The following is a 25,439-nucleotide window of genomic DNA, read 5'->3' as shown; positions in this document are numbered from 1 at the left end:
GCGGCACCGAAGGTCACAAGGTTCGCAAAGCCCTTCGAATCTCACTGGCCAGCACCGGACGCAATTCGGGGCGCACAAAGCGCCCCACTTCGACCGTCCGCCCCTGGCCGGACACCTCAATCAGGGAACGGTGCCCGCCCTTGGGCTCCACCCTCACCCAGTCGGACTTGAACTCTGTCCGAACCAGGCGCCCTGCCTGCTCCAACTCCACCAGCAAACGCCCCTCTTTGAGGAGGATCCGCTCACCGTCGGTGGCATGACGTGCGAACACCATGAACGCTACACCAACCACCAGCAGTTCGATGCCCGTGAAAACCATCACCAGCTTCGCTCCCAGGTGCCAGCAAAGCCCCGCAATCACCGTCGAAACCAGACAGATCGAGCCGTAGAACCAAGCCAGTTGCACCGGTGTCACGGAGCAATTGCGGCGCAGTCGCCAGTCGACCTCCCCGCCCGAGGCACGAGCAAAACGGAATGCCAGATCTGACATGCCTCAAGCCCCCGATGAAACGGTTGCACGGGAAAATGCCCTGAGAAAACCCGGGCCAAGTTTACCCGACAGACCACCTGGGTTTGATAATTCTCAAACAGGCGGCAAATTCTTTTTGCCCTGGCGCAACACTGTCTTCATTTGCTCCAATGAGACCGCACTCTCAGGTGCCAATCGGATGCGCGGCGCCGGCTTGAAAGCGTGGCCGTAGATGATTTCAAAGGTCAGGCTCATTTGGCCCGGCGTGGGCCCCGTCAGGGCGTCATGGGTCTGCAAGCGGCGCTTCAATTCGGTCAGCCAGCCTCGGCCGCGACAGGCGGCAAAGCGCCCCGGATTCAGGTTGCGGCCGAGCTCGCGCAGTTCCTGCAACAGTCGCTCAGGTGACTCATAACTGAGCACAATGCGCTCCATGTCCATGACCGGCTCGGCAAATCCGGCTTCGACCAGCATGTCACCCCAGTCGTGCATGTCGGTGAAAGCGGGGCCCGGCTCGGGCCAGCCCGCGTCGGCATACAGGGCGCGCAGCTCTTTCAAGGTGTCTGGTCCGAGGCAGGAGAACATCAGAAAGCCCCCCACCTCCAGGGCCTCATGCCAGGCATCCATCAAGGCCCTGGGCTGCTCACTGAGGTGCAAGGCCATGTTGGACCAGACCATCTGCACCGCACCCGGTGCCGGCAAGCCCAGATGCGATGCCGGCCCCATCCAGCGAGCCGGCTGCCACCAGGCCGGTTCATGCCTTTGGCGGGCCTGGGCCCGATCAACCTCGAAAGGCTCGTGCACGTGGGGCACGGCCTTGGGGTAGCGGGCCAGCAGGCGCTGGTGCGCCTCAAGCCCCCCGCGAGCGGGTGCCCAGTCCAACCAGGCTTTGGGCTGCAGCACGATCCACTGCAGGCGCTCTTCCATCCGCCGGGCCACCTCTTCATGCAGCCAGGGCGAAGCCTGGCTGGCGACACGTCCCCAGCGTTGCACGGCAGAGGGGGCGATGGTAGGGGGGGACGGGTGGTTCATGCGGGCTCTCGACAATGCGCCCGCGAGTATATTGAGTCCATGCTGGCGCGGCTTTTCGAGGCAATGATGACCCGCATTCCCAGTCAGTGCGCGGTGTGCCGGGCCTGGCCAGCGCAACGCGTGTGCGAGGAATGCGTGGGTCGCTTTGCGCGCCCCGTGCCACGCTGCCGCCGCTGCGCCATCCGTGTCGAGTCAGGCCATCCGGTTTGCGGCCCCTGCCTGCTGCATCCACCGGCACTTTCCAGTTGCCAAGCGGCGCTGGACTACACCTTTCCCTGGTCAGCCTGCATTGCCGATTTCAAGTTCCATGACGACCCCTCCTGGGCCGGCATGCTGGGCCAATTGATGATGCAGGCCCCGGGTGTGGCCGAATCGGTTCAGCAGGCCGACTGGGTGATCCCGATTCCCCTGTCCAGGCAGCGGCTGCGTGAACGCGGCTACAACCAGGCTGCCCTGCTGGCCCAACAGCTGACGCCGTGCCGACTGCACACCGACTTGCTGTGGCGCCTGCAGGACACGGCAGCGCAGGCCCGGCTCACCCGGGCCCAGCGCCTGGGCAACCTGCGCCACAGCTTTGCCATCAATCCGGATCAGGCCGCGCGGCTGAAGAACCGCCGCGTGCTGCTGATCGATGATGTGATGACCACCGGGGCCACGCTGCACAGCGCAGCGCGGGTGGTGAGGCAGGCGGGCGGCGCCCGTGAGGTGCATGCCTGCGTGCTGGCCCGCACGCCCGCGCCCCGCTGAGGGCGCCAGGATCCACCCCCTGCGTCAGCCCTGGGCACGTAGGCGCGCGACAATGGCGGAATGTTTCACATTGTTCTCGTTGAACCCGAAATCCCGCCCAATACCGGGAACGTCATCCGCCTGGCGGCCAACACGGGCTGCACCCTGCACCTGATCGAGCCACTGGGCTTCTCGATGGAAGACCGCTACATGCGCCGCGCCGGGCTGGATTACCACGAGTACGCCGAACTGCGCCGCCACGCCAACTGGGAGGCCTTTCTGGCGCAAGAGCAACCAGCCCGCGACCGCATGTTCGCCCTGACCACCCGCGGATCGCGCCCCGCCTTCGAGTTGAGCTTTCAACCCGGGGATTGGCTGGTGTTCGGCGCCGAGACCCGGGGCCTGGCCCCTGAGGTGCGAGATCAATTTCCGTTGTCGCAACGACTGCGCCTGCCGATGCGCCCCGACCAACGCAGCCTGAACCTGTCCAACGCGGTGGCCGTGACCGTGTTCGAGGCCTGGCGACAGAACGGCTTCGGCGGTGCCCAGGCCACCCCCACCGGGGCTACCTGAGCGCGGCTCGGACAAGGCTCAGGGGTATTGCCGGGCCAGCGATTCGGCCACGCACACCGGCTTGCTGCCGCCCTCGCGCTCGACCGTCACCTCCCAGGCAAACTGGTAGCCCTGGTTATCGATGGGCGAGGCCTCCAGCAGGCGCAGACGAGCCCGCAGGCGGCTGCCCACCGGCACGGGCGCCGGGAAGCGAACCTTGTTGAGCCCGTAGTTGACGCCCATGCGGGCCTCGGTCACGGCCAGCGTCTCGCCAAAGAAGCGCGGCAACAGGGACAAGGTGAGAAAGCCGTGGGCAATCGGGCCGCCGAAAGGCCCCTGCTTGGCCCGTTCAACGTCGATGTGAATCCATTGATGGTCGCCCGTGGCTTCTGCAAACTGATTGACCTGCTCCTGGGTGATGGTCACCCAATCGCTGATGGCTACTTCCTGGCCCACACACGCGGCCAGGTCGGAAAGGGTCTGGAAGGTTTTCATGCAAGCACTTTAGCGGCGGCCTGTTCCCACCCATGTCGGCCACGCGACATGGCGCATCCACGTCAGGTCGCTCGGCCCAGCCACTCGCACAGGGTCTGCCACTGAGCCAGGTCTTTGGCCACACGCCCGGGCGCCACGTCGAACACGCTCAGTCCGCTGGCGGCCAGGTGGATGTAGTTCTGGGTGTCGCGCAGCGTGGCCAGTACCGGCAGGCCCAGGCGATCGACAAACTCATGCAGGCGCTCGGCGGCGATCGTGCGCTCGTCCACCCGCATGCCCACGATGCCGATCTCAACCCGTTGGGCCCGCTTCATGTCGGCCAGTTGGTTCAAAAAATCCTGGGTGGCGTACATGTCGAAAATGCTGGGCTGCAAGGGGACGATCACCTTGTCGGCCAGGCGGATGACCTCTTTGAGGCGCCCGCCATGCAGGCCGGCCGGTGTGTCGAGCACGGCATGCTGCACGCTCTTCGGGGGCCGGGCCAGTTCCTTGTCGTCGTCCTGGACGCTCCAGACAGCGATCGGCGCGGCCGTCGCAGGCCGGAGGCTGAGCCACAAGCGCGACGATTGCTGCCGATCAATGTCCCCCAGGGCCACCGTCTGGCCCTGGCTGGCCCAGTAGCCCGCCACCTGCGTGCTGAGAGTGGATTTGCCCACTCCTCCTTTGGGATTGGCGACGACAAGCACCGTCATATCGATCCTCCAAGACTTGCGTATGCGGCGCATGTTAGCCGCTGCCGATGACCGGGGCCAGTCCCATCGCGGTCGGCCCATGCCCGTGCACAATGCCCGACCATGAACACAGTCTCATTTTGGGAGCCCTGGCTGAGGCATTTGCTGGAGCTGGCGGCCACCCTGGCCTTTGCGCTTTCTGGCGTGCTGGAGGGGGCGCGCAAGAAGCTCGACCCGGTCGGCGTGTGCGTGGTGGCCTTTCTGGCGGCCTTCGGCGGGGGAACCTTGCGCGATCTGCTGCTCGACCAGCGCCCATTTTTCTGGGTGCGCCACGTGGACTATGTGTGGGGCATCCTGGGCCTGAGCCTGGCGGCATTGCTGCTGTTGAAGCGGCGCCATTTCGAGCCCACCGAACGCGCCATTCAACTGCCCGACGCGATTGGCCTGGGCCTGTTCACCGGGGTGGGCGTGGACATGGCCAACGACCTGGGCATGCCGGGGCTGATCTCGGTGATGATGGGCGTGATCACTGGCGTCTTCGGTGGCGTGTTGCGTGACATTGTCTGCAACCAGATTCCCAAGGCATTCCATGACCACCGCCCCTATGCGGTCTGCGCCTTTGTGGGCGGCTGGCTGTACCTGGGGCTGGTGCAGGCCCAGGTACCCGAGTCACCGGCGCTGATGCTGTGCGCGCTTTGCACCGCCGGCCTCAGGGGCCTGGCGCTCTGGCGCGACTGGCAACTGCCGGGCTGGCGGCGTCTTTGAACCTACCGGCCTGCCCTCCCGGCACGCCAACCCGGCCGCTTACACGCGTTCCAGAATCACGGCAATGCCCTGCCCCACGCCGATGCACATGGTGCACAAAGCGTAGCGGCCACCGCTGCGGTGCAGCTGGTTGATCGCGGTGGTGGCCAGACGGGCCCCGCTGGCGCCCAGCGGATGGCCCAGCGCGATGGCACCACCGTTCGGGTTGACGCGAGGATCGTCGTCTTGCAAGCCCAACTGGCGCAGGACCGCCAGGCCTTGTGCCGCAAAGGCTTCGTTCAACTCGATGACATCGAGCTGCGCCAGGCTCAGGCCGGTGAGGGCCAGCACTTTCTGGGTGGCTGGTGCCGGGCCAATGCCCATGATGCGCGGTGCCACGCCCGCCGTGGCCATGCCCACCACGCGGGCACGCGGGGTCAGGCCGTATTGCGCGGCCGTGCGTTCATCGGCCAGCAGCAGTGCACACGCGCCATCATTGACGCCGCTGGCATTGCCTGCGGTCACGGTGCCATCGGGGCGCACCACCCCTTTGAGCTTGGCCAGGGCTTCCAGGCTGGTGGCACGGGGGTGCTCATCCTGGCTCACCACCACCGCGTCGCCCTTTTTCTGGGGAATGGTGACCGGCACGATTTCGGCGTCGAACACACCGGCCTTCTGTGCGGCCACGGCCTTCATCTGGCTGGCCAGGGCCATGCGGTCCTGGGCCTCGCGCTCAATGCCGAAATCGGTGGCCACGTTCTCGGCCGTTTCGGGCATGGAATCCACGCCGTACTGGGCTTTCATGAGCTTGTTGATGAAGCGCCAGCCGATGGTGGTGTCGTACACCGCATTGGCACGGCTGAAAGCGCTTTCGGCCTTGGGCATCACAAACGGGGCACGGCTCATGCTCTCCACGCCGCCCGCGATCATCAGGCGTGCTTCGCCCGATTTGATGGCCCGTGCCGCGGTGCCGATCGCGTCCAGCCCCGAGCCGCACAGGCGGTTGACGGTGGCGCCCGGCACCTCGATCGGCAGGCCAGCCAGCAGGCTGGACATGTGGGCCACGTTGCGGTTGTCTTCACCGGCCTGGTTGGCGCAGCCATAGATCACATCCGCCACAGCGGCCCAGTCGACCCCGGGGTTGCGCTCCATCAGAGCCCTGAGCGGAATCGCGCCCAAGTCATCGGTGCGCACGCTGGAAAGAGCGCCGCCGTAGCGGCCGAAGGGCGTGCGGATGGCGTCGCAGATAAAAGCTTGTGTCATGGTTGGTCCTAGTCTCCGGGGTTGAAATTGGGGGGGCTCTTGGTGGGCTCTTGGTGGGCGGATATCAGCCTCAATCCAGCAAGGGCAGGCCGATCAGGTCTTGCAGCGCCTCGCGCCCGAGGCCGTCCACGGCGTCGATCAGGCGCAGGCCCTGGGGGCTGCATTCGAGCGTGGCCAGGTCGGTGTAGATGCGCTTCACGCAGGCCAGCCCGGTCAAGGGGTAGGTGCACTGCGCCACCACCTTGCTCTGGCCCGACTTGCTCAGCAGGTCCATCATGACCCAGGTCTGCTTGGCGCCAATCGCCAGGTCCATGGCGCCGCCCACGGCGGGGATGGCGCCCGGCTCGCCGGTGCTCCAGTTGGCCAGGTCGCCCGTGGCCGACACCTGGAAGGCGCCCAGCACACAGATGTCGAGGTGGCCGCCACGCATCATGGCAAAGCTGTCGGCATGGTGAAAGAAGGCGCCGCCCGGCAGCAGGGTGACCGGCTGCTTGCCGGCGTTGATGAGGTCGTAGTCCTCTAGGCCAGGGGCCGGGGCCGGGCCCATGCCCAGGATGCCGTTCTCGCTTTGCAGAATCACCTCGCGCCCGGGGGGGATGTGATTGGCCACCCGGGTGGGCATGCCGATGCCCAGATTGACGTAGGCGCCGTCATGGATGTCGGCGGCCACGCGGCGCGCCAGTTCGTCTTTGCTGCGGGGCTGATATGGGGGGGTCATGGCTGGGTCTCCTCTCAAGCCGCTGCTTTGAAACCGCCGGCCGTGGTGGCGCGGCGGGGCACGGGCACCACATGGCTCACATGGATGCCGGGGGTGACGATGGCCTCAGGGTCCAATTGGCCCAACTCGACCACCTCGTGCACGGTGGCCACCGTACAACGGGCAGCGGTGGCCATCACCGGGCCGAAATTGCGCGCCGCCTGACGGTAGGTCAGGTTGCCCCAGCGATCGCCACGCTCGGCCTGGATCAACGCCACGTCCCCATGAATGGGGTACTCCAGGACCTGACCACGGCCATTGATGATCCGGGTCTCCTTGGGGCTGCCATCGGGGTTCATGGCCAGTTCGGTGCCGAAGCCGGTCGGGGTATAGAACGCACCAATGCCCGCCCCGGCTGCCCGCAGGCGCTCGGCCAGATTGCCCTGGGGCACCAGTTCCAGCTCGATGCGGCCCTGGCGGTACAGCGCGTCAAACACATGGGAATCGGCCTGACGGGGAAAGCTGCAGATGATCTTGCGCACCCGCCCGGTCTGCAACAGGGCCGCCAGCCCGGCGTCGCCATTGCCGGCATTGTTGTTGACCACCGTGAGATCGCGGGCGCCCTGAGCGATCAGGCCGTCGATCAGTTCAAGTGGAATGCCCGCGGTGCCAAAGCCACCGATCAGCACGGTGGCGCCATCCTGCACCCCCTGCAAAGCCTCTGCCACTGAGGCAGCGATCTTGTCAATCATGAATTAAATATCTCCAAACGGTAGTGGCACAGATAGGCTCAAACGGCATACCCTAGCGACCAGACGGGCAAAATCGTCACATGTGACTAAGCATGAGCAAAAAACTCGGCCATCTGCATCGATGGTCAGTCAATTTGTTCATAATAAGAACATTGGTTCGCACAATGAATTTTAGGAGATAGTCAACACCATGGCAACGTCACCTGACCACGAGAACGCGGCCCCACGCCCTGGCGACAGTTATGTGCAGTCCTTTGCTCGGGGGTTGGAGGTCATCCGCACCTTCAGCGCAGCCGCGCCGCAACAGACCCTGACCGAAGTCGCCGGGCGCAGCGGGCTCACCCGCGCCGGTGCCCGTCGCATCCTGTTGACCCTGCAGACTCTGGGCTATGTTGAGACCGACGGACGCCAGTTCCGACTCACACCGCGCATCCTGGACCTGGGATTTGCCTACCTGTCGTCGATGCCGATCTGGAACCTGGCCGAGCCGGTGATGGAAGGGCTGGTCGACCGGGTGAAAGAGTCCTGCTCGGCGGCCGTGCTCGAGGGCAACGACATCATTTATGTGCTGCGGGTGCCCACGCACAAGATCATGCGCATCAACCTGGGCGTGGGCAGCCGCCTGCCGGCCTACTGCACCTCGATGGGCCGCATTCTGCTGGGCAGCCTGCCCGACGAAGAGGTCCAGCGCCGCCTGGCAAGCACCGAACTCCAGGCCCGGACGCAGCACACCTTGACCCAGGTTGACGAGTTGCTGGCCAGGGTTCGCCAGGCACGCGACCAGGGCTGGTGCCTGGTCGATCAAGAACTCGAGGAAGGACTGATCTCGATGGCCGCACCGGTGGTCAACCGCAACGGCCGGGTGATCGCGGCCCTCAACATCAGCGGCCAGGCCAACCGCAACAGCGCCTTCGACATGCAGAACCGCATGCTGCCCCATCTGCTGCAGGCAGCCCAGTCGATCTCGCGCATGGTGGGCACGCCACGGGCCTGAGAGCCTGGTCAAAGTCCCCCTCGGGTCGCGCAAGACATTGAACAGGCTCTGCCGCCCCCCTGTACGCGTGGGGGCATCGCCCAGGGTGATACGCTCGGGCGTATGTTCAACCCCTCTCAAGACGACGTCCGTCGCTTCTTCTGCTCGGTCTATGCCAAGTCCCGCCAGGGCCTGGCCATGGAGGCCATTGAAACCCTGGCCGGTCAGTGGATCGACGAGCACCCCGAATACCACGCCGACCTGGCCGATGCCGACGCGGCCGTGGCCCGCGTGTATGACAGCCAGAAGGGCGAAACCAACCCCTTTCTGCACCTCTCGATGCACCTGTCGATCAGCGAGCAATGCAGCATTGACCAGCCCCGCGGCATCCGCCAGGCGGTTGAACTGCTGACCGCCCGCCGCGACTCGCTGCACGGCGCCCACCACGAAACCATGGAGTTCCTGGGACGCATGCTGTGGGAAAGCCAGCGCAGCGGTCGCCCCCCCGATGGCCATGCCTACATCGACAGCGTGCAACGCGCCGCCACACGCGACTGAGGCCGCCCCAAGCAACCGGCCCAGCAGAAAAACAAAAAGCCGCTGAATGATCAGCGGCTTTTTTCATGGCCAGGGCGTTCAACGCCTGGGGCTTGATCAGCGGAAGCGCGACTCAGGCACGGTCTTCAGGTCGCTGTCGAGGGTGCTGACATACGAGGCCAGGGCCTTGAGTTCAGCATGCGAGAACTGTTTGGCGACCCCGCCCATGACGGCGTTGTTGCGGCCCATCACCGGGCTGTTGCCCATTTGATAGGACTTGAGCGCCACATACAGGTAGTCGCTGTATTGGCCGGCAATCTTGGGGTACGAGGGGTCGATGGGCTTGGCAAAGTTGGCGCCGTGGCAGGACACGCAAGCGCCCTTGTTCAGCAGGGCCGCCACCTGGGTGTTGGGTTCGCGGCTGAGCTTGTCGGGCAAGGTAGCGCCTTCGACATGGCCCAGTTGGGCGTAATAGGCCGAGATCTCGGCGATGTCTTGCTCGCTCAGCGAATCGGCAATGCCGCGCATGGTGGGGTGCTTGCGGTCGCCCTTCTTGTAGGCGTTCAAGGCAGCAGCGATGTACTTCTCGCCTTGGCCGGCGATGCGCGGCACCTTGTAGACCTCGGGGAAGGTCGCCTGATAGCGATCAATCCCATGGCAGCCGATGCACATCGCCACCTTGGCGTTGACATCTGCTTTGACCTCCTGAGCGTGGACGGCCGACGAAAAAGCGGTCACGGAAGCGACAGCAAGGGCAAATACCGTTGTCAACATCTTGTTCATTTTGCGAGCACAATCAAATGGATGATTGGGTACCGAGGGGATTGAGAAAAATCAACGATTGATTATATCGAGCCCCGCTTCTGCAACACATCTGTTAAGCGAACACTTGTCCATGAAATTCCAAGGCTCACAAAATTACGTCGCCACTCAAGACCTGATGCTCGCCGTGAATGCGGCCATCACCCTCAAGCGGCCCTTGCTGGTCAAGGGCGAGCCCGGTACCGGCAAGACCATGCTGGCCGAAGAAGTGGCCGAAGCCCTGGGCGTGCCACTGTTGCAATGGCACATCAAATCGACCACCAAGGCCCAGCAAGGTCTGTACGAATACGACGCAGTCAGTCGCCTGCGTGACTCGCAACTGGGCGACGAACGCGTCAAGGACATCGAGAACTACATCGTCAAGGGCGTGTTGTGGCAAGCCTTCACGGCCGAGCAGCCGGTGGCCCTGCTGATCGACGAAATCGACAAGGCCGACATCGAGTTCCCCAACGATCTGTTGCGCGAACTCGACCGCATGGAGTTCTACTGCTACGAAACCCGTGAACTGATCAAGGCCAAGAACCGTCCGCTGGTGTTCATCACCTCGAACAACGAGAAAGAGCTGCCCGACGCCTTCCTGCGCCGCTGCTTCTTCCACTACATCAAGTTCCCCGACGCCGACACGATGAAGAAGATCGTCGACGTTCACTTCCCCACCCTCAAGGCCGAGCTGCTGGCAGCCGCCATGAAGACCTTCTACGACGTGCGCAACCTGCCCGGCCTCAAGAAAAAGCCCAGCACCTCCGAGCTGCTCGACTGGCTCAAGCTGCTGGTGGCCGAAGACATCCCGCTGGAGGCCCTGCAAAGTGCCGACGCCAAGGTCAGCGTGCCCCCTCTGGTGGGCGCCTTGCTGAAGAACGAACAGGATGTGACCCTGTTTGAAAAGCTGGTCTTCATGAACCAGCGCAACCGCTGACCCATCCCGAGCTGCCCGCCCTGCCCCGGCAGTGCGGCACCCGCATGGCACCGGAGAAACCATGTCTTTTGTTGAACCCGTCACCCTGCGCCTGAACGGTGTGCGCCTCGAGCCCCTGAGCCTGGCCCATGAAGCCGGCCTGGCCGCCGCGGCCGCCGATGGCGAGCTTTGGAACATCCGCGTCACCTCGGTGCCCGAGCCCGGCCAGACCCGCGCCTACATCGAAACCGCCCTGCAGATGCGCGAGGCGGGCAACCGCTTTGCCTTCGCCGTGATCGAAGAGGCCAGCGGCCAGTTGATCGGCACCAGCAGCTACCACGACATCGTGCCGGCCATCCGTCGCGTCGAGATCGGCTACACCTGGTACGCCAAACGGGTCCAGCGCACCCACGTCAACACCAGCGCCAAATACCTGCTGATGAGCCATGCGTTCGACACCCTGGGCTGCGCCCTGGTCGGCTGGCGCACCGACAACTTCAACCACGCCTCGCAACAGGCCATCGAGCGCCTGGGCGCGCGCAAGGATGGCGTGCTGCGCCACCACGCGCTGCGCCGTGACGGCACGGTGCGCGACACCGTGATGTACAGCATGAGCGCCGGCGAATGGCCCGAGGCCAAGGCCCAGCTGCTGTACCTGCTCAAGCAGCGCTACCCGCAAACACCCCCACCGCCCGCGGTGGTCCACGGCGGCAAGTAAGCCCCCGTGACCTGACCTGGAGCCGTCCATGCTGATCGACTTCTTCTACACGCTGCGCAGCGCCAAACTTCCTGTTTCGGTGAAAGAGTTCCTCACCCTGCTGGAGGCCCTGCAGGCCCGCGTGGTGGGCCCCGAATCGGACGAGGCCTGGAAAATCGACGACTTCTACTACCTGTCGCGCCTCACCCTGGTGAAGGACGAAAAGCATTACGACAAGTTCGACCGCGCCTTTGCGGCTTACTTCAAGGGCGTCGAGATGCTGACCGACTTCACCAAAGACGTTCCGCTTGAATGGTTGCGCAAGAACCTCGAGCTTGAGCTCAGCCCCGAAGACAAAGCCAAGATCGAGAAGATGGGTTGGGACGAGCTCATGGAAACGCTGAAAAAGCGCTTCGAAGAGCAGAAGGAACGCCACGAAGGCGGCAGCAAGTGGATCGGCACCGGCGGCACCAGCCCCTTTGGCGCCAACGGCTACAACCCCCAGGGCATCCGCATCGGGCAAGAAAAAAGCCGCAACAAGAGCGCCGTCAAGGTATGGGACCAGCGCGCCTACAAAGATTACGACGACACCCAGGAGTTGGGCACGCGCAACATCAAGGTGGCCCTGCGCCGCCTGCGCAAGTTTGCCCGCGAAGGTTCAGCCGAAGAGCTTGACCTGCCCGACACCATCCGATCCACCGCCGCCAATGCGGGTTGGCTCGACATCAAAATGGTGCCAGAACGTCACAACAATGTGAAAGTGTTGCTGCTGATGGACGTCGGCGGCACCATGGACGAGCACATCGCCCGGGTCGAAGAGATGTTCTCGGCAGCCAAGGCTGAGTTCAAGCACCTGGAGTTCTACTACTTCCACAACTGCGTGTACGACTACATGTGGAAGAACAACAAGCGCCGCTTCTCCGAGAAGTTCGCCACCTGGGACATCCTGCGCAAGTACAACAAGGACTACAAGCTGATCTTCATCGGTGACGCCACCATGAGCCCGTATGAAATCCTGCAACCGGGCGGCAGCGTCGAGTACAACAACGAGGAACCCGGCGCCGAATGGCTGCAGCGGTTGACCAACACCTTTCCGCGCTTTGCCTGGATCAACCCCGAGCCCCAGGGCGTGTGGCAATACCGCCAGAGCATCGCCGTGATCCAGCAGTTGATGAACCAGCGCATGTACCCCTTGACACTCAAAGGCCTCGAAGACGCGATGCGCATGCTGTCAAAATAGACACATGTTTTGGTACAGGCGAGGCAGGCCGGCTTTCAAGCCGGCCTTTTTGATGGGGCTGGCGTGCTCGGTGGTGTTGCTGCTGGCCACCCTGGGCCGACCCGCGCGTGCCGAAGGCGACGCCCAGCCCCCCACACCGACCCCAACGCTGGCCAGCAGCACCTCGGCCACGCCCCACCAGCCAGACAAGGGCTCGACCGGCACCACCGCGCCCCCAGCTTTCCTCCTGGAGGTGCATGCCCCCGAGCCGCTGCGCGACACCCTGCTGCGCCACCTGGAGCTGCAACAGTACCGCGGCCTGCAAGACCTGGACCGCGACGAACTGGACCGCCTGCTGGTCAGCGCCCAGGACAACGCCCGCAAGCTGCTGGCCACCCAGGGCTATTTCAGCGCCGAGGTCAGCATCTCGGTGACCGACCCCGCCACCGCCCCCCAGCCTGCCGGCCCCGCCCCGAGCCCGCCCGCCGCCGAACCCGGTGCCGCCCAGCACGCCCCCTGGTCAGTGTTGATCGAAGTCACCCCCGGCGAACCCGTGCGCGTGAGCACCTTCAAACTGCAACTCAGCGGTGACGTGGCCCGCAACCCCGAACTGGAGGCCGTGCAGCGCAGCCTGACCGAGACCTGGGGCCTGCGCACCGGCAGCATCTTCACCCAGGCCGCCTGGGACAATGCCAAGACCGAAGCGCTGCGCCGCCTCACCGCCACCCGCTACCCCACCGGCCACCTGGTCGACAGCCAGGCCAGCATCGACCCCGACACGCTGCAGGCCGAACTCAGCCTGACCCTGGACTCGGGCCCCGACTTCCGCTTTGGCGAGGTGCTGGTCGAAGGCACCCAGCACCACAGCGCCGAGCTGGTGCGCCGCCTGGCCCAGATCCCCACCGGCAGCACCTACACCCAGGTCGATCTGCTCAAGGCCCAGCAGCGCGTGGCCGACAGCGGCTATTTCGACTCGGTGTTCATGTCGCTCGACACCAGCGGCCCCCCTCAGGCCGCGCCGGTGCGCGTGCAGGTGCGCGAAGCCAAGCTGCACAAGCTGGTGTTGGGCGTGGGCGCCAGCACCGACAGCGGGGCCCGCCTGTCAGCCGAATTCACCCAGCGCAAACTGCCCTGGCTGGACTGGAAAGCCTTGTCCAAGCTGTCGCTGGACCGCGACACCAAAACCCTGAGCAGCGAACTCACCAGCCAGCCCGACAAAGACAACTGGCGCTGGGTCACCTCGGGCCAGTTGCAGCGCCAGACCGGCAGCACCGCCCCCGTCAACAGCCTGACGCTGCGAAGCGGGCGTGCCAAGACCGACGAGCACTACGACCGCAATTTCTACCTGCAGTACGACCACACCCTGACCCAAAGCAGCCCCGCTGAAAGCGCCTCCAGCGTGTCGGCCAACTATGCATGGACCCAGCGCAACTTCAACAACATCCCCTTTCCCACCCGGGGCTACGGCCTGGCGGTTGAGGTGGGCCCAGGCCTGACCCTGGGCAGCCAGCGCTCGCCGTTCCTGCGCAGCCGCGCCCGCGTGCTGGGCTTCATCCCGATCAACGAAAGCGCCTACCCCAGCGCCGCCCAGACACCCCGCCTGGCCTGGCGCGCCGAAGGTGGCGCCGTGGGGGCCCGCAGCAGCGTGGTCCTGCCCAGCACCCAGCTGTTCCTGACCGGGGGCGACACCACCGTGCGCGGCTACGGCTACCGCGAGATCGGTGTCGTGCAGGCCGACGGCACGCTGGAGCCCGGCCGCTACCTCGCCGTGGGCAGCCTCGAATGGCAAAAGCCCATCGTGCACAACGGCCGCGCCACCGAGTTCGATGGCACCGTGTTCATCGATGCCGGCGCCGTGGCCAACCAGGCCAACGACCTGCGTGCCAAGGTCGGCGTGGGCGTGGGCGCACGCTGGCGCAGCCCGGTGGGGCCCCTGGAAGTCGACCTGGCCTGGGGGGCCGCCACCCGTCGCCTGCGCCTGCACCTGGCCGTGGGCTTCAGCTTCTGAAGATCAACATGAGCGCCCAGCCACCCAACGAGTCCCAAGCGGGCCAACACCAAAGCCGCCCAAGCCACGCAGGCCCACGGCCCTGGGCCCGCCGCCTGCGCCTGGCCGCCCTGTGCGCGGCCGGCCTGCTGGGCCTGCCCCTGGCCCTGGGGGCGGCCGCCTGGGTCTGGAGCGGCAGCGAAGGCTCGCTGGCCACCACGCTGAACCTGCTGCCACGCTGGCTGCCAGCCGATCGCCAACTGCAGGTCAGCGGCGTGAGCGGCACCCTGCGCGAAGGCGGCCAGATCGCCGAAATCCACTGGTCCCAGCCCGGCACGCGGGCCACCCTCACCGGCCTGCACATCCGCTGGGACTGGCGGGCCCTGCTGAGCCGCCACCTGGCCCTGAGCGAACTCAGCGCCGAGCGCCTGGAACTGCGCGACAACGGCAAGGCCCCGCCCAGCCCACCGCTGACCGAGCTGACCCTGCCCCTCACCATCGACACCCCGCTGCAACTGGGCGAGATCCAGCTGCCCGACCAGGGCGGCCTGGTGCTGAGCCACCTCGACGGCCACTACCACTACGACGGCGAGCAACACCACCTGCAATGGTCCGAACTGGGCGTGGCGGCTGGCCACTACAGCGGCCAGGTCAGCCTGCAAGGCGCCGCCCCCATGGCCCTGCAGGCCCAACTGGAGGGCGAGATCCCCACCCACCTGGGCGCACCCGCCCCCGCACAACTGCTGGCCCGCGCCGGCCTGCAGGGCACGCTGTCGGGCCCCGCCGCCGAAATCGCCCTGGAAGCCGTGCTGGACCCCGATGGCGCCCCCCCACCCACCGCCAACGCCACCACCCGCCAGGGCCGCGCAACAACACCCGGCCCGACACCCGGCGCCATGCAGGCCCAGGTGCAGGCCCGCCTGCGCCCCTGGGCCGAACAGGTACTGCCCGAGGCCCAGGCCCACCTGCAAGGCATCGACCTCAGCCTGCTGTGGCCCCAAGCCCCCAGCACCGCCCTCTCGGGCACGATCGACATCCACCCCGGCGACGGCAAGGCCCCGGCCTGGCAGGCCCGGCTGGACCTGCGCAACGCCCAGCCCGGCCCCTGGGACCAGCAACGTCTGCCCCTGGAGCAGCTCAGCGCCCGCCTGCAACAGCAAGGTCGTGCCTGGGTGATCGACCCGGTCGAAGCCCGGCTGGGCGGCGGCACCCTGCGCCTGAAAGGCCGCTGGGAGGCCGGCAGCACCACCCCCTGGCTGACCGAGGCCACGCTGCAGGGCGTCTCGCCCCAGCGCCTGCACAGCGCCGCCCCGCCCGCCCCCCTCAACGGCCACCTGGCGCTGCGCGCCCTCGGCGGCCAAGCCGATGCCCTGGGCTTTGAGGTCGACCTCAGCCCCCAGGCCGGCGGCCCGGCACGCCCCACCCCAAGCACGCCCCGGACCCAGCCCCAGGCCAAGGCGCAGGCCCGCACTGAGCCCGCAGGCAAGGCAGCCCAAGCCCGCACCAGCGCCACGGCAACCACGGCGGCCAAGGCCCCACCCGCGCCCGCCCAGGCCCTGTGGACCGCCCTGCAACTGCGCCAGGCCCAGGCCCAGGGGCGATGGCAAGGGGGCGAACTGCAACTGCAGCAACTGAAGCTGGAACTGGCCGAAGCCCGACTGGAGGGCTCGCTGCAATGGCACACCGGCCAGCGCCAGGGCCGGGCCGACCTGAAACTGCAAACCCCGGGCCTGAATGCCTTGATGCAAGGCCACCTGGGGGCCGACCAGGGCCAGGGGCAATGGCAGGCCCAACTGAGCGACGCCGGTGCCCTGGGCCGATGGCTGGCCCGCCTGCCCGGCCTGGGCACCCCAGCCGCCGCGCTGCCCCAACAAGGCCAGGGCCAGTTCGACGGCCAATGGCAAGGGGGTTGGGGCGCCATGCTGGCGGCCTGGCAAGGTCAGGCCGCACCACGCCGCGGCCAGGCCCTGAGCCTGAGCACCCGACTCGACCTGCCCCGTCTGGACTGGGCCGCCACCGACCAACGCCCTGCCCTGGCCCTGCGCCAGCTGCAGCTGCGCCTCAACGGCACCCTGCCCGGCAGCGGCAACCCACCCGCCACCCCGCCGCTCGAACTCAGCCTCAGCGGCGAGGCCCGCCAAGGCGCCCGCCAGGCCCGCCTGCAGGCCAGCGTCCATGCCGGGCCCAGCGCCAGCAACCCACCGGGCGCCTTCAACTGGGCCGCCCGTCTGGACGAACTGAGCCTGAACCTGCAAGACAGCGCCACCGCCGCGCCCTGGGGCCTGCGCCTGAGCGCCCCCGCCACACTGAGCCTGAACCACCAGGCCAAGGCCGACCTGACCGAACTGACGCTGGCCCCGGGCGAAGCCCGCCTGGCCCATGCCGGCGTGCCCGACCTGAGCCTGCGCTGGCAGAACACCCGCTGGGCCCAGCAAAAAGGCCAGGCCCGCTGGCAGACCAGTGGCCAGATCCAGGACCTGTCGCTGCCCTGGATCGAACAACTCATGGCCCTGGCCCAGGGCGCCAGCAGTGCCAGCCTGGGCATCTCGGGCGACCTGCTGCTGAACGCCGACTGGAGCGCCAGCGCCGAACCCGGCCTGAAAGCCCGGCTGCGCCTGAGCCGGCAACGCGGCGACCTGCGCCTGCAGGCCGAAGACCTGCCCCAGGGCGTGCAGGCCAACGAAGCCCAGCGCAGCGCCGGCGCCCGCGTGGCCGAGGCCACGCTCAGCCTGGACGAAGGCGCCCTCAGCGCCGCCGTGCAATGGGACAGCGAACGCGCCGGCCAGCTGCAGGCCCGCTTTGCCACCCGCCTCAGCAACGGCCCGCAAGGCCTGAGCTGGCCACCCGACACCCCGTTGAGCGGCTCGTTGAACGCCCAGATGCCCAAGCTGGGCGTGTGGTCGGTGCTGGCGCCGCCGGGTTGGCGCATGCGCGGCACCTTGGACGCCCAGGCCACCCTCAAGGGCACGCTGCAAAACCCCGAATGGCAAGGTGAAATCCGCGCCAGCGACCTGGCCCTGCGCTCGGTGGTCGAGGGGGTGGAACTGCGCGACGGCAAACTGCGCGCCGTGCTCAGCGGTCACCAGATCGACATCACCGAATTCACCCTGCGCGGTGCCCCCGGTGCCGGCGGCGACGGCGGCAGCCTGAGCGCGCAAGGCAGCGCCCACTGGAACGGCCAGCAACTGCAACTGCAGCTGCAAACCCGCGCCAACCGCCTGCGGGTCTCCAGCCGCGCCGACCGCCGCCTGGCCCTGTCGGGCGAGCTCAACACCCGGCTGGAACAAGGCCAGCTCAAGGTCAGCGGCGACCTCAAGGCCGACCAGGCCCTGTTCGTCCTGCCCGACGAAACCGCCCCCAGCCTGGGCGCCGATGTGCTGGTGCAGCCCGGCAGCCACGGTGCCGGCCAGGCCGCCAGCAAAACCACCAGCCAGACCGCCAACCAGGCCACGGCCGCCGCCCCCCAGCCGCCCAGCGCCCTGCCCGCAGCCGACGTGCAGGTCAGCCTCGATCTGGGCAACGATTTTCGTGTGCAGGGCCGCGGCCTTGTCACCCGGCTGCGCGGCAGCTTGAAGCTGCGCCTGAGCCCGGGCAGCACCGAACCCCAGATCACCGGTGAACTGCGCACCGACCAGGGCACTTACAAGGCCTATGGCCAGCAGCTCAACATCGAAACCGGCGTGCTGCGCTTCAGCGGTGCCTACGACAACCCCTCGCTCGACATCCTGGCCATCCGGCCCAACCTCTCGACCCGCGTCGGCGTGCAGATCAGCGGCACCGTGCTGTCCCCCCGCGTGCGCCTGTTCTCGGAGCCCGAAATGGCCGATGCCGACAAACTGGCCTGGCTGGTGCTGGGCCGCGCCGCCGCCAACGGCGCCGCCGAATCGGCCCTGCTGCAACAGGCCGCCCTGGCCCTGCTGGGCGGCGGCCGAGGCCTGTCAGACAGCCTGGCCCAATCGCTGGGCCTGGACGAAGTCTCGTTCAGCGGCGTCAAAAACACCGACACCGGCGTCACCAGCGCCGCCCTCACCCTGGGCAAACGCCTGTCCAAAGACTTCTATGTGTCGTACGAACGCAGCCTGGCCGGCACCATGGGCACCTTCTACATCTTCTACGACCTCACCCGCCGCTTCACCCTGCGCGCCCAGACCGGCGAAAAAAGCGCCGTCGACCTGATCTTCACGCTGAGCTACGACTGAACCCATGCCGGGCTGACTGAATCCTGCCCGCGCAGGCCCTACAATCCCGGGCGGTCCACTCTTCGTAGTTCAATGGATAGAACGAGTGCCTCCTAAGCGCTAGATACAGGTTCGATTCCTGTCGAAGGGACCATCTGAACATTTCAGGCGGTGTCTCTCCGCTGCCATAGAACCCGCCCCGCCCTTGGCCTGGCGGGTTTTTTGTTGCCCAGCGGCACCGCGCTGCAGCCCCTATCTGACACGAACGGTATTTTCCCCTGACGCCAGCAAAGGGAGCATGAAACGGCCTGGCGCACCGCCCACAAGGGCATCTGCGCCGATATCGGACCTTGGCAAAGCCCGCAGTACAGGCCCCGGCAAAGCCTATGCCGAGCTGCTGCAGCGCTGTGAAGAACTGCGCTCGAAGATCACCGCCCATGAGCAGGCCGCGGCTGATCCACACGACCTCTTCCGCCGGGCCTTTGCGGCTGCGAACTACACCCCGACCAAGGAAGTGAAGAACGCCCTGTTCAACAAGAACGACGCGGCCACCATGGCCGAGGAATTGCGCCTGACCCTGGCCGAGTGCGAGGCCAACACCTTTGAGCCCCAGGTGCAAGCCTCCAACGATGCCCAAAGCTATCTGCTCGCACATCGTGCGGCCTTCGAGGCGTACGCCCACCTGCAGGTCTACCAGGCGTTGGCGGAGATGGGTGAGCCTCTGGCCCGTGCGCTGGCCCTGGTGCGCCATTGCGAGCGGCCCCGACAGTTGACCGTCAATGATGACCCAGAGGCCCGCCGCGAGGCCTTTGTGTGGGCCTGCATCAAGGACATGGCCAACGCCCATCCGATGGCCTAGGAGCTGCCGGTGATCGAGGCATTGGGGATGCTGGAGTTGGGGCCCATCGAAACGCCGACATCAGCACAGGATAAAGCGCCTCGGCGCGCATGAATCAGGCGACAACTTCCTTGACACGCACCGCTCTCCGCCCGGCCCGGGCCGACGATGCCCCCCGCATTGCTGCCATTCACTGCGCCAGTTGGCGCGACACTTATTCGAATGTGCTCTCGCCCGAATTCCTCACCGGGCCGATTGAACAGAACCGAAGCGAGCTGTGGGCCGCCCGGCTGGCGGCGCCTGATGAGACGCGGCAGGTGCTAGTGGCCGAGTCGCCCAGCACCGGGCCGGCGGCCTTTCTGTCGGCCTACTGCGACGCCGACGCCCAATGGGGCAGCCTGATCGAGAACCTGCATGTTTCGCCGGCGCTGCGCGGCCAGAAGATCGGCGAACGCCTGATCCGCTCTGCAGCCTCGGCGCTGGCGGCCAAGGCCAAGGCAGCCGGGGTGTACCTGTGGGTGTTCGAGGCCAACCAGGCCGGGTTGCGGTTCTATCGGCGCTTGGGGGGCGAGGTCGTGGAGCGCAGCTGAAGCCAACGGCGCGACGATCCTGCGCGTCGCTTGGCCCTCACTGAATGCCCTTCGAGTCTAGGAAATCTCTTCCACCTTGAGGAAGTCGCCCCACCAATCCATGAGCCGGCGTCAGTCCAGCAGACAGGTGGGCCTGTTGTAGGCCGCTCGCACCTGGTTGCGCTCGGTATGCGCCAGCGGTCTCTCGATCGCAACCTTCACGCCCACCAATGGGTTCACTGCCTTCAACCTGGCGTCACATCGGCAGCCGGTCCGACCGGCGTGATGCCGCCCAGACACGCGGAAAACGGCGCGGATGTAGACTCGCACGGGTATGTACAGCGGCACCGGCATCTACTCCATCCCAGAGGCGTCGCGCTTGATCGGCGTGCCAACTCGGGACATTCGTCGCTGGCTTTTTGGGTATCACTACCTCAAAAAGCCCGGCGATGCCGCATCGCGCGTGGACAGCTCACCGCTTTGGACACATGAACTGGCCAACGAGCGTTTTGATGAAGATGTCATTGGCTTTCGTGACTTGGTGGAACTGCGTTTTGTGCGCGAGTTCACCCGGGCCGGCGTTGCGCTCTCCGTGATTCGCAGGTGTCTGACCACGGCTTCTGAGCTCTTTGGTGTCACACACCCGATGTCGCTGCCCCAATTCAAAACGGATGGCCGGACGATTTACGCCGAGGCGGTGTCTGAAGAAATGAACGACAACTCGCTGGTCGATCTGAAGAGTCGCCAGTCTGTGTTCAAGGACATCATCAAACCCTCTCTGTATGACGGATTGGTCTACGACACAAACAAACACCATGCCAAGCGCTGGTACCCCGGTGGCACCAAATCCCTCATCGTGATCGACCCGGCTCGCAGCTTTGGCGTCCCCATCATTGACGCCACGGCAACGCCCACCAGCACGCTGTATGCAGCCTACAAGGCAGAAGGTGCCGACGAGAAAGCGTTGACGATCACGTCACGGGTTTACGGGGTTCCCTTGAAGGCTGTCGAAGCCGCGATCCGCTTTGAGCAAGATCTCAAGCAGGCGGTGCATTGAACTTCATCTTTGACGCCAATCTTCCGCCCAACTGGGCAGGCGCTTTGGCTCGCCTGAGCCACCATCGCTTCGAGCCTGGGCAGATCGGAGAGATCGTGCATCTCACAGACAAGTTCGCGGCAGACACCGCTGATATCGACTGGCTCACGGCACTTGGCCACGAGCGCAGCGCACGCTGGACGATCGTTTCGCGCGACAACTTCCGCAAGCAAAAGGGAGCGGAACGCCAAGTGCAGCGCCAACACGGCCTGTCGGTGTTCGTGCTGCAGAAGTCTTGGGCCAGCAAGCCCTACTGGGACATGACAGCGCAACTCGTTCAATGGTGGCCACGGATCGTCGATCAGGCCTGTGCCACCGACCGGGCAGCCATGGAGGTGCCGTGGAGCACCTCAGGGCGCTTTCAGCAAATCTGACGCTGGGGCGACTAGACGTGTGTTCGCGCGCCGCACAGCAAACAGCCGGAGTGCGTCGGGCTTGGTGCACCCCCCTGAGGACAAGCCGTCGATTGACCCGGCTTCGGCTCCCCGCCCCCTTGGCCCCCGGCGTCGATCCCGCTACCCTTGCCTCGCCGCAACCGCAATGGACCGTTGCCAGGGCCGCCATCAGCCGTGCTGCATGCCCAACCCAAAGGAGACCACCATGACTTCACAACGCCTGGCCGGGCTTCGGGTGCTGATCACCCAGTCCACCGAATTCATGGGCCCCACGCTGTGCGAGGTGTTTGCCGAGCACGGGGCCGTGGTGCTGGCCGACGACCGCCCCTTGATGGATCCCGAAGCCCCGGCCCGCCTGGTGGCCGAGCACGGGCCCATTGATGTGCTGGTGGCCAATCTGGCGGTGCCGGCGCCCAGCACGCTGGCGCACCAGGTCAGCGAGCAGGAGTGGCGCGACACCTTTGCCGCCCTGGTCGATCCGCTGCCTCGGCTTTGCCAGGCGGTGCTGCCGGCGATGATGGCCCGGCGCAGCGGCCGGATTCTGGTGATGGGCAGCGCGGCGGCCCTGCGGGGCATGAAGCGCGCCTCGACCTACAGTGCCGCGCGGGGGGCTCAACTGGCCTATGTGCAGGCCCTGGGGGTCGAGGTGGCGCCGCACAACATCCAGGTCAATGCCATTGCCCAGAACCTGGTCGAGAACCCGACCTACTTCCCGCCCGAGGTGCAGGCCGACCCGCGCTTCCAGGAGCGGCTCAAGCGCGAGGTGCCACTGGGCCGCCTGGTGAGTGCGCGCGAAGATGCCGAGTTTGCCGCCTACCTGTGCAGCGCGCCCGCAGCCTGTTTTGTGGGGCAGGTGTTTCCGGTGTGTGGCGGGTGGGTGGGGCGCTGAGGGTAACCAATGCCCGATCGAAGGCCACTGAGCCCGCCACGACAGGCCTGGCGACCGAGCCTCGGCGAAGGTGCCCGTCCGGGCATGACATGAAGCCAGCCCCCACATGCCCCCGCCTCATGCCACAATTTGAAACATGAACACGACACTCCCCCTCCGAGCCCTTGGGGTTCTTTTCGGGCTCCTGCTGGTTCGCACCGCCTGCTGTGCGAATGCCGTCAACACCCAGACCCAGTCTGTGCCCACTCTGGATGAGATCGGGCTCACGGGTCTGGTGACCCTGGTCGGGGTGGTGGCCGGCGTGGTGATCCGGCGGCGTGGAAAAAAGAAGTGAGGCGACCGGCCCCTGAGAGCGCACCATGAGTCCGCAGACCCTTGTCTGGGTGCGCGTGCTGTATGCGGGCAGCCTGCTGGGCCTGCTGGCTTTCTTTCTGTTGTGGGAGGACGGCCAGCCACGCCAGGCCTTTGGCACCGCCCGCGCCCGTTGGCGCCATGTGGGGCGCAACCTGGGTCTGTTTGTCTGGGTGGTGCTGGGGGCCGACTACCTCGCCGGCCAGTGGCTGGTGTCCTCTCAAAGCCTGCTGTTGCGCAGCACGGACTGGGGACTGAACCTGGCACAACACCTGCCGCTGGCCGCGCAATGCGGGCTGGCCTGGTTGGCCTCCGACCTGCTGGATTACGGGGTGCATCGGCTGAGCCACCGGGTCGGCCTGCTGTGGCGCTTTCATGCCGTGCACCACAGCGATTCGCATCTGGACGTCAGCTCCGGCCTGCGCACCCACCCGGTGGACACCGCCGTGCATGTGCTGGCCACCCTGGGCCTTTACGCCGTGTTGGGCCTGCCGCTGTGGATCGAGGGGCTGCGCGCCATCGTCTGCAATGCGCTGAGTCTGGTGCAGCACGCCAACGTGCGCTTTCCAGACTGGGTGGAGAAGCTGAGCCCGGTGCTGGTGACCCCCGCCCAGCACCGTGACCACCACGATGCCGACGCCGACGGCCGCGCCTGTCACTTCGGTCTGTGTCTTTCGGTCTGGGACCACCTGCTGGGCAGCACGCGCCAACCCAGCGCCGAGGGCCCCGCCCGCATAGGCCTGGACAGCCAGAGGGACGAGCGCTGGCAAAGCGTCTGGGGCATGCTGCGAGCGCCGTTCCAGCGGATGCCCGAAGCCTGAGCCCAGATCGCCCATCACCAGGCCTTCCATGCCCTCGACGCCCCTCCCCCAGCCAGGCGAAACGCCAACGTCGAGACGCTCCCTTCGGACCAGCGGCCCAATCTCCTGGGCCCTGGGAATGGCCAGCTTGCTGAGCTGCAGCGCCGCCCAGGCTGACCCCAGCTACTACCTGGTCACGGTCTACGACAACGAGGGCGAGACCAACCTCGACTTTCGCTACTGGACGGTCGAATCCAAGCACCGGCGCCAGATTGTCTGGCCCGAGGTGGGCGTGGGCCATGGCGTCACCAGCCGCTGGTACACCGAGGTGTTTGCCAGCGCGATCGGCCCGGACTTCTGGCAGACACGGGCCGAGGCGCTTCATTGGCAGAACGACTACCTGCTGACCCAAGGGCAGTACCCGTTTGACCTGGCCCTGCACAGCAAGCTGATGTTCAACCACGATGCCGCCGATGGCACCGTGTTCCAGTGGGGGCCGGTGCTGCAGACCGAGGTGGGCCGGCTTCAGCTCAATGGCAATGTGTTCTTTGACCGCACCTTCCGAGCGGCCTCACCGGTGCCGGCCGAGATGAAATACCAGTGGCAGGCCAAGTACCACTGGCGACCTGGGCTGCAGGTCGGGCTGCAGGGCTTTGGTGAATTGGGCCCCTGGGACCAATGGCTGCCCGCCAGCCGCCAATCCCACCGCGTGGGGCCGGTGCTGACCGGTAGCCTGGGCCTGGGCCGCAAAGAGTCGCTGCGCTACAGCGTGGCCTACCTGGTGGGCAAATCGTATGGGCAGCAGGGGCAGATGGTGTCCGTCAGATTGCAGTACGCGTTCTGACGTTCGGCCGGGCGGCCGGCATGCCTCTGACGCACACGGCGCCAGCCGTATGACGGCCCCGAAAATGATCAAGATCAGATATTCAGTTCTGTATTGCCATTTTGAAGCAACGTATCGAATACGATACATCTTGTTTCAAATAGGGAGAGAGACTGAAATGAAGAGCCGTTTCGCCGCACTGGCGTCCATCGTCCTGCTGAGCACCGGATGCTCGTCCATCACGGGTACCACGGGCCAAAGCGTGTCATTGCAGACCCGTGACAGGGCCGGCGCTGAAGTGCCGGGTGCCGCCTGCGAGCTGACCAACAACAAGGGCAAGTGGTTTGTGACCACACCGGGCTCGGTGCAGATCCGCCGCTCCAACGACGACATGCTGGTGCAATGCACCAAGGTCGGCCACGAAACCGGTCAGGCCTCCGTGGTGTCGGACACCAAGGGCTCGATGTTCGGCAACATCATCTTTGGCGGAGGCATCGGGGCCGTGATCGACCACAACACCGGCTCGGCCTACGAGTACCCCACCTTGATCCAGGTGGTCATGGGCCTGGTCACCAAGGTGGAAACCCCCAGAACCGGCACCCCGGGCTCGGGCAGCATCCCGGCAGACGCCGCCCCGTCTCACCCCCAGGGCCTGCCGCAGGCTCAACCGCAGGCCGCCGCCCAGCCGGTAGCTGTGGCCCAGCCCCAACCCCCGGCGCAGGCTCAAGCCCAGGCGCCGGCGCCGGCGGCCACCCCATCCCAGCAGGCCTCGGCCATCGACCTGGCCGCCAGTGCGCCCACACCCGCGGCCTACGCCCAGGTCACGGCCAACAACACCCGTGGGACCGAGGCACGCCTGCTGGAACTCAAGCGCATGCGCGACGCCAACCTGATCAGCCCCGAAATCTACCTGGAACGCCAGCGCAGCATTCTGGACGGCCGCTGAGCCGACTGCGCTGCAGGCCCCGCCCC

The 25,439-nt window shown here is 66.2% G+C and carries 27 protein-coding genes and 1 tRNA gene; 20 read left to right on the top strand and 8 right to left on the bottom strand.

Annotated features, from left to right (window positions below):
- Positions 1-13: 13 nt before the first annotated feature.
- Positions 14-490, bottom strand: a complete 477-nt coding sequence (locus tag AC3WUT_RS16960) for a DUF2244 domain-containing protein (protein ID WP_492348251.1) — start codon at positions 488-490, stop codon at positions 14-16.
- Between the two features lie 93 nt (positions 491-583).
- Positions 584-1,498, bottom strand: coding sequence for a methyltransferase domain-containing protein (locus AC3WUT_RS16955; protein WP_492348250.1), 915 nt, complete (start codon positions 1,496-1,498; stop codon positions 584-586).
- 66 nt (positions 1,499-1,564) lie between these two features.
- Here AC3WUT_RS16955 and AC3WUT_RS16950 point away from each other — a divergent pair, with 66 nt between their 5' ends.
- On the top strand, positions 1,565-2,245 hold the full coding sequence (locus AC3WUT_RS16950) for a ComF family protein (RefSeq protein ID WP_492348249.1): 681 nt from the start codon (positions 1,565-1,567) through the stop codon (positions 2,243-2,245).
- A gap of 60 nt (positions 2,246-2,305) precedes the next feature.
- Complete coding sequence (gene trmL / locus AC3WUT_RS16945; protein ID WP_492348248.1) at positions 2,306-2,797, top strand: tRNA (uridine(34)/cytosine(34)/5-carboxymethylaminomethyluridine(34)-2'-O)-methyltransferase TrmL; 492 nt, start codon at positions 2,306-2,308, stop codon at positions 2,795-2,797.
- Positions 2,798-2,815: 18 nt separating this feature from the next.
- On the opposite strand, the gene AC3WUT_RS16940 is transcribed toward trmL, so the two are convergent.
- Positions 2,816-3,271, bottom strand: coding sequence for a MaoC family dehydratase (locus AC3WUT_RS16940; RefSeq protein WP_019574047.1), 456 nt, complete (start codon positions 3,269-3,271; stop codon positions 2,816-2,818).
- 62 nt (positions 3,272-3,333) lie between these two features.
- Positions 3,334-3,963, bottom strand: a complete 630-nt coding sequence (locus AC3WUT_RS16935; protein ID WP_492348247.1) for a nucleotide-binding protein — start codon at positions 3,961-3,963, stop codon at positions 3,334-3,336.
- Positions 3,964-4,065: 102 nt separating this feature from the next.
- Here AC3WUT_RS16935 and AC3WUT_RS16930 point away from each other — a divergent pair, with 102 nt between their 5' ends.
- On the top strand, positions 4,066-4,707 hold the full coding sequence (locus AC3WUT_RS16930; protein ID WP_492348246.1) for a trimeric intracellular cation channel family protein: 642 nt from the start codon (positions 4,066-4,068) through the stop codon (positions 4,705-4,707).
- 39 nt (positions 4,708-4,746) lie between these two features.
- Here AC3WUT_RS16930 and pcaF read toward each other — a convergent pair whose 3' ends face one another.
- The 3 genes from pcaF to AC3WUT_RS16915 all read right to left on the bottom strand — a co-directional run bounded on the left by pcaF (position 4,747) and on the right by AC3WUT_RS16915 (position 7,398).
- Complete coding sequence (gene pcaF / locus AC3WUT_RS16925) at positions 4,747-5,949, bottom strand: 3-oxoadipyl-CoA thiolase (RefSeq protein WP_492348245.1); 1,203 nt, start codon at positions 5,947-5,949, stop codon at positions 4,747-4,749.
- Positions 5,950-6,019: 70 nt separating this feature from the next.
- Complete coding sequence (locus tag AC3WUT_RS16920) at positions 6,020-6,667, bottom strand: 3-oxoacid CoA-transferase subunit B (protein WP_492348244.1); 648 nt, start codon at positions 6,665-6,667, stop codon at positions 6,020-6,022.
- A gap of 14 nt (positions 6,668-6,681) precedes the next feature.
- Entirely contained in the window at positions 6,682-7,398 is a 717-nt protein-coding gene (locus tag AC3WUT_RS16915) for a 3-oxoacid CoA-transferase subunit A (protein ID WP_492348243.1), read from the bottom strand.
- 190 nt (positions 7,399-7,588) lie between these two features.
- Between AC3WUT_RS16915 and AC3WUT_RS16910 the strand changes: the two genes are divergently transcribed.
- Together AC3WUT_RS16910 and AC3WUT_RS16905 are read left to right on the top strand one after the other, a co-directional pair.
- Positions 7,589-8,392 carry an IclR family transcriptional regulator gene (locus AC3WUT_RS16910; protein ID WP_492348242.1) on the top strand — a complete coding sequence of 268 codons (804 nt, stop codon included), beginning with the start codon at positions 7,589-7,591 and terminating at the stop codon, positions 8,390-8,392.
- A gap of 102 nt (positions 8,393-8,494) precedes the next feature.
- Entirely contained in the window at positions 8,495-8,929 is a 435-nt protein-coding gene (locus AC3WUT_RS16905; protein WP_027475901.1) for a DUF1841 family protein, read from the top strand.
- Between the two features lie 96 nt (positions 8,930-9,025).
- On the opposite strand, the gene AC3WUT_RS16900 is transcribed toward AC3WUT_RS16905, so the two are convergent.
- On the bottom strand, positions 9,026-9,691 hold the full coding sequence (locus tag AC3WUT_RS16900) for a c-type cytochrome (RefSeq protein WP_492348241.1): 666 nt from the start codon (positions 9,689-9,691) through the stop codon (positions 9,026-9,028).
- A gap of 112 nt (positions 9,692-9,803) precedes the next feature.
- Here AC3WUT_RS16900 and AC3WUT_RS16895 point away from each other — a divergent pair, with 112 nt between their 5' ends.
- From AC3WUT_RS16895 to AC3WUT_RS16825, 15 genes are all read left to right on the top strand, one after another.
- A complete protein-coding gene (locus AC3WUT_RS16895) occupies positions 9,804-10,646 on the top strand; it encodes an AAA family ATPase (RefSeq protein WP_492348240.1) in 843 nt (280 codons plus the stop codon).
- 61 nt (positions 10,647-10,707) lie between these two features.
- Positions 10,708-11,343 (top strand): GNAT family N-acetyltransferase, encoded by a 636-nt coding sequence (locus AC3WUT_RS16890; protein ID WP_492348239.1) that lies wholly within the window; start codon positions 10,708-10,710, stop codon positions 11,341-11,343.
- Between the two features lie 28 nt (positions 11,344-11,371).
- A complete protein-coding gene (locus tag AC3WUT_RS16885; protein WP_492348238.1) occupies positions 11,372-12,562 on the top strand; it encodes a vWA domain-containing protein in 1,191 nt (396 codons plus the stop codon).
- Between the two features lie 52 nt (positions 12,563-12,614).
- Positions 12,615-14,549 carry an autotransporter assembly complex protein TamA gene (locus tag AC3WUT_RS16880; protein ID WP_492348237.1) on the top strand — a complete coding sequence of 645 codons (1,935 nt, stop codon included), beginning with the start codon at positions 12,615-12,617 and terminating at the stop codon, positions 14,547-14,549.
- Between the two features lie 8 nt (positions 14,550-14,557).
- Positions 14,558-18,727, top strand: a complete 4,170-nt coding sequence (locus AC3WUT_RS16875) for a translocation/assembly module TamB domain-containing protein (protein WP_492348236.1) — start codon at positions 14,558-14,560, stop codon at positions 18,725-18,727.
- A gap of 58 nt (positions 18,728-18,785) precedes the next feature.
- Positions 18,786-18,860: transfer RNA gene (locus AC3WUT_RS16870), tRNA-Arg, on the top strand.
- 144 nt (positions 18,861-19,004) lie between these two features.
- Positions 19,005-19,565 (top strand): hypothetical protein, encoded by a 561-nt coding sequence (locus tag AC3WUT_RS16865; protein ID WP_492348235.1) that lies wholly within the window; start codon positions 19,005-19,007, stop codon positions 19,563-19,565.
- Positions 19,566-19,675: 110 nt separating this feature from the next.
- A complete protein-coding gene (locus AC3WUT_RS16860; RefSeq protein ID WP_492348234.1) occupies positions 19,676-20,134 on the top strand; it encodes a GNAT family N-acetyltransferase in 459 nt (152 codons plus the stop codon).
- A 313-nt stretch (positions 20,135-20,447) separates the two neighbouring features.
- Positions 20,448-21,170, top strand: coding sequence for a DUF433 domain-containing protein (locus tag AC3WUT_RS16855; RefSeq protein ID WP_492348233.1), 723 nt, complete (start codon positions 20,448-20,450; stop codon positions 21,168-21,170).
- Positions 21,167-21,583 carry a PIN-like domain-containing protein gene (locus AC3WUT_RS16850; protein ID WP_492348232.1) on the top strand — a complete coding sequence of 139 codons (417 nt, stop codon included), beginning with the start codon at positions 21,167-21,169 and terminating at the stop codon, positions 21,581-21,583. The genes AC3WUT_RS16855 and AC3WUT_RS16850 overlap by 4 nt, the downstream gene beginning before the upstream one ends.
- A gap of 226 nt (positions 21,584-21,809) precedes the next feature.
- Positions 21,810-22,493: an SDR family NAD(P)-dependent oxidoreductase gene (locus AC3WUT_RS16845; RefSeq protein WP_492348231.1), complete on the top strand. Its 684-nt coding sequence runs from the start codon at positions 21,810-21,812 to the stop codon at positions 22,491-22,493.
- A gap of 136 nt (positions 22,494-22,629) precedes the next feature.
- Positions 22,630-22,827 (top strand): IPTL-CTERM sorting domain-containing protein, encoded by a 198-nt coding sequence (locus tag AC3WUT_RS16840; protein WP_492348230.1) that lies wholly within the window; start codon positions 22,630-22,632, stop codon positions 22,825-22,827.
- 25 nt (positions 22,828-22,852) lie between these two features.
- Positions 22,853-23,665: a sterol desaturase family protein gene (locus tag AC3WUT_RS16835; protein WP_492348229.1), complete on the top strand. Its 813-nt coding sequence runs from the start codon at positions 22,853-22,855 to the stop codon at positions 23,663-23,665.
- Between the two features lie 118 nt (positions 23,666-23,783).
- Positions 23,784-24,488 carry a hypothetical protein gene (locus AC3WUT_RS16830; RefSeq protein WP_492348228.1) on the top strand — a complete coding sequence of 235 codons (705 nt, stop codon included), beginning with the start codon at positions 23,784-23,786 and terminating at the stop codon, positions 24,486-24,488.
- Between the two features lie 157 nt (positions 24,489-24,645).
- On the top strand, positions 24,646-25,413 hold the full coding sequence (locus tag AC3WUT_RS16825; protein ID WP_492348227.1) for a hypothetical protein: 768 nt from the start codon (positions 24,646-24,648) through the stop codon (positions 25,411-25,413).
- Positions 25,414-25,439: the final 26 nt, after the last annotated feature.

It is taken from the genome of Curvibacter sp. EU05-FHT14A10, assembly GCF_058791075.1.
This window is presented reverse-complemented; position numbering and strand designations above follow the sequence as displayed.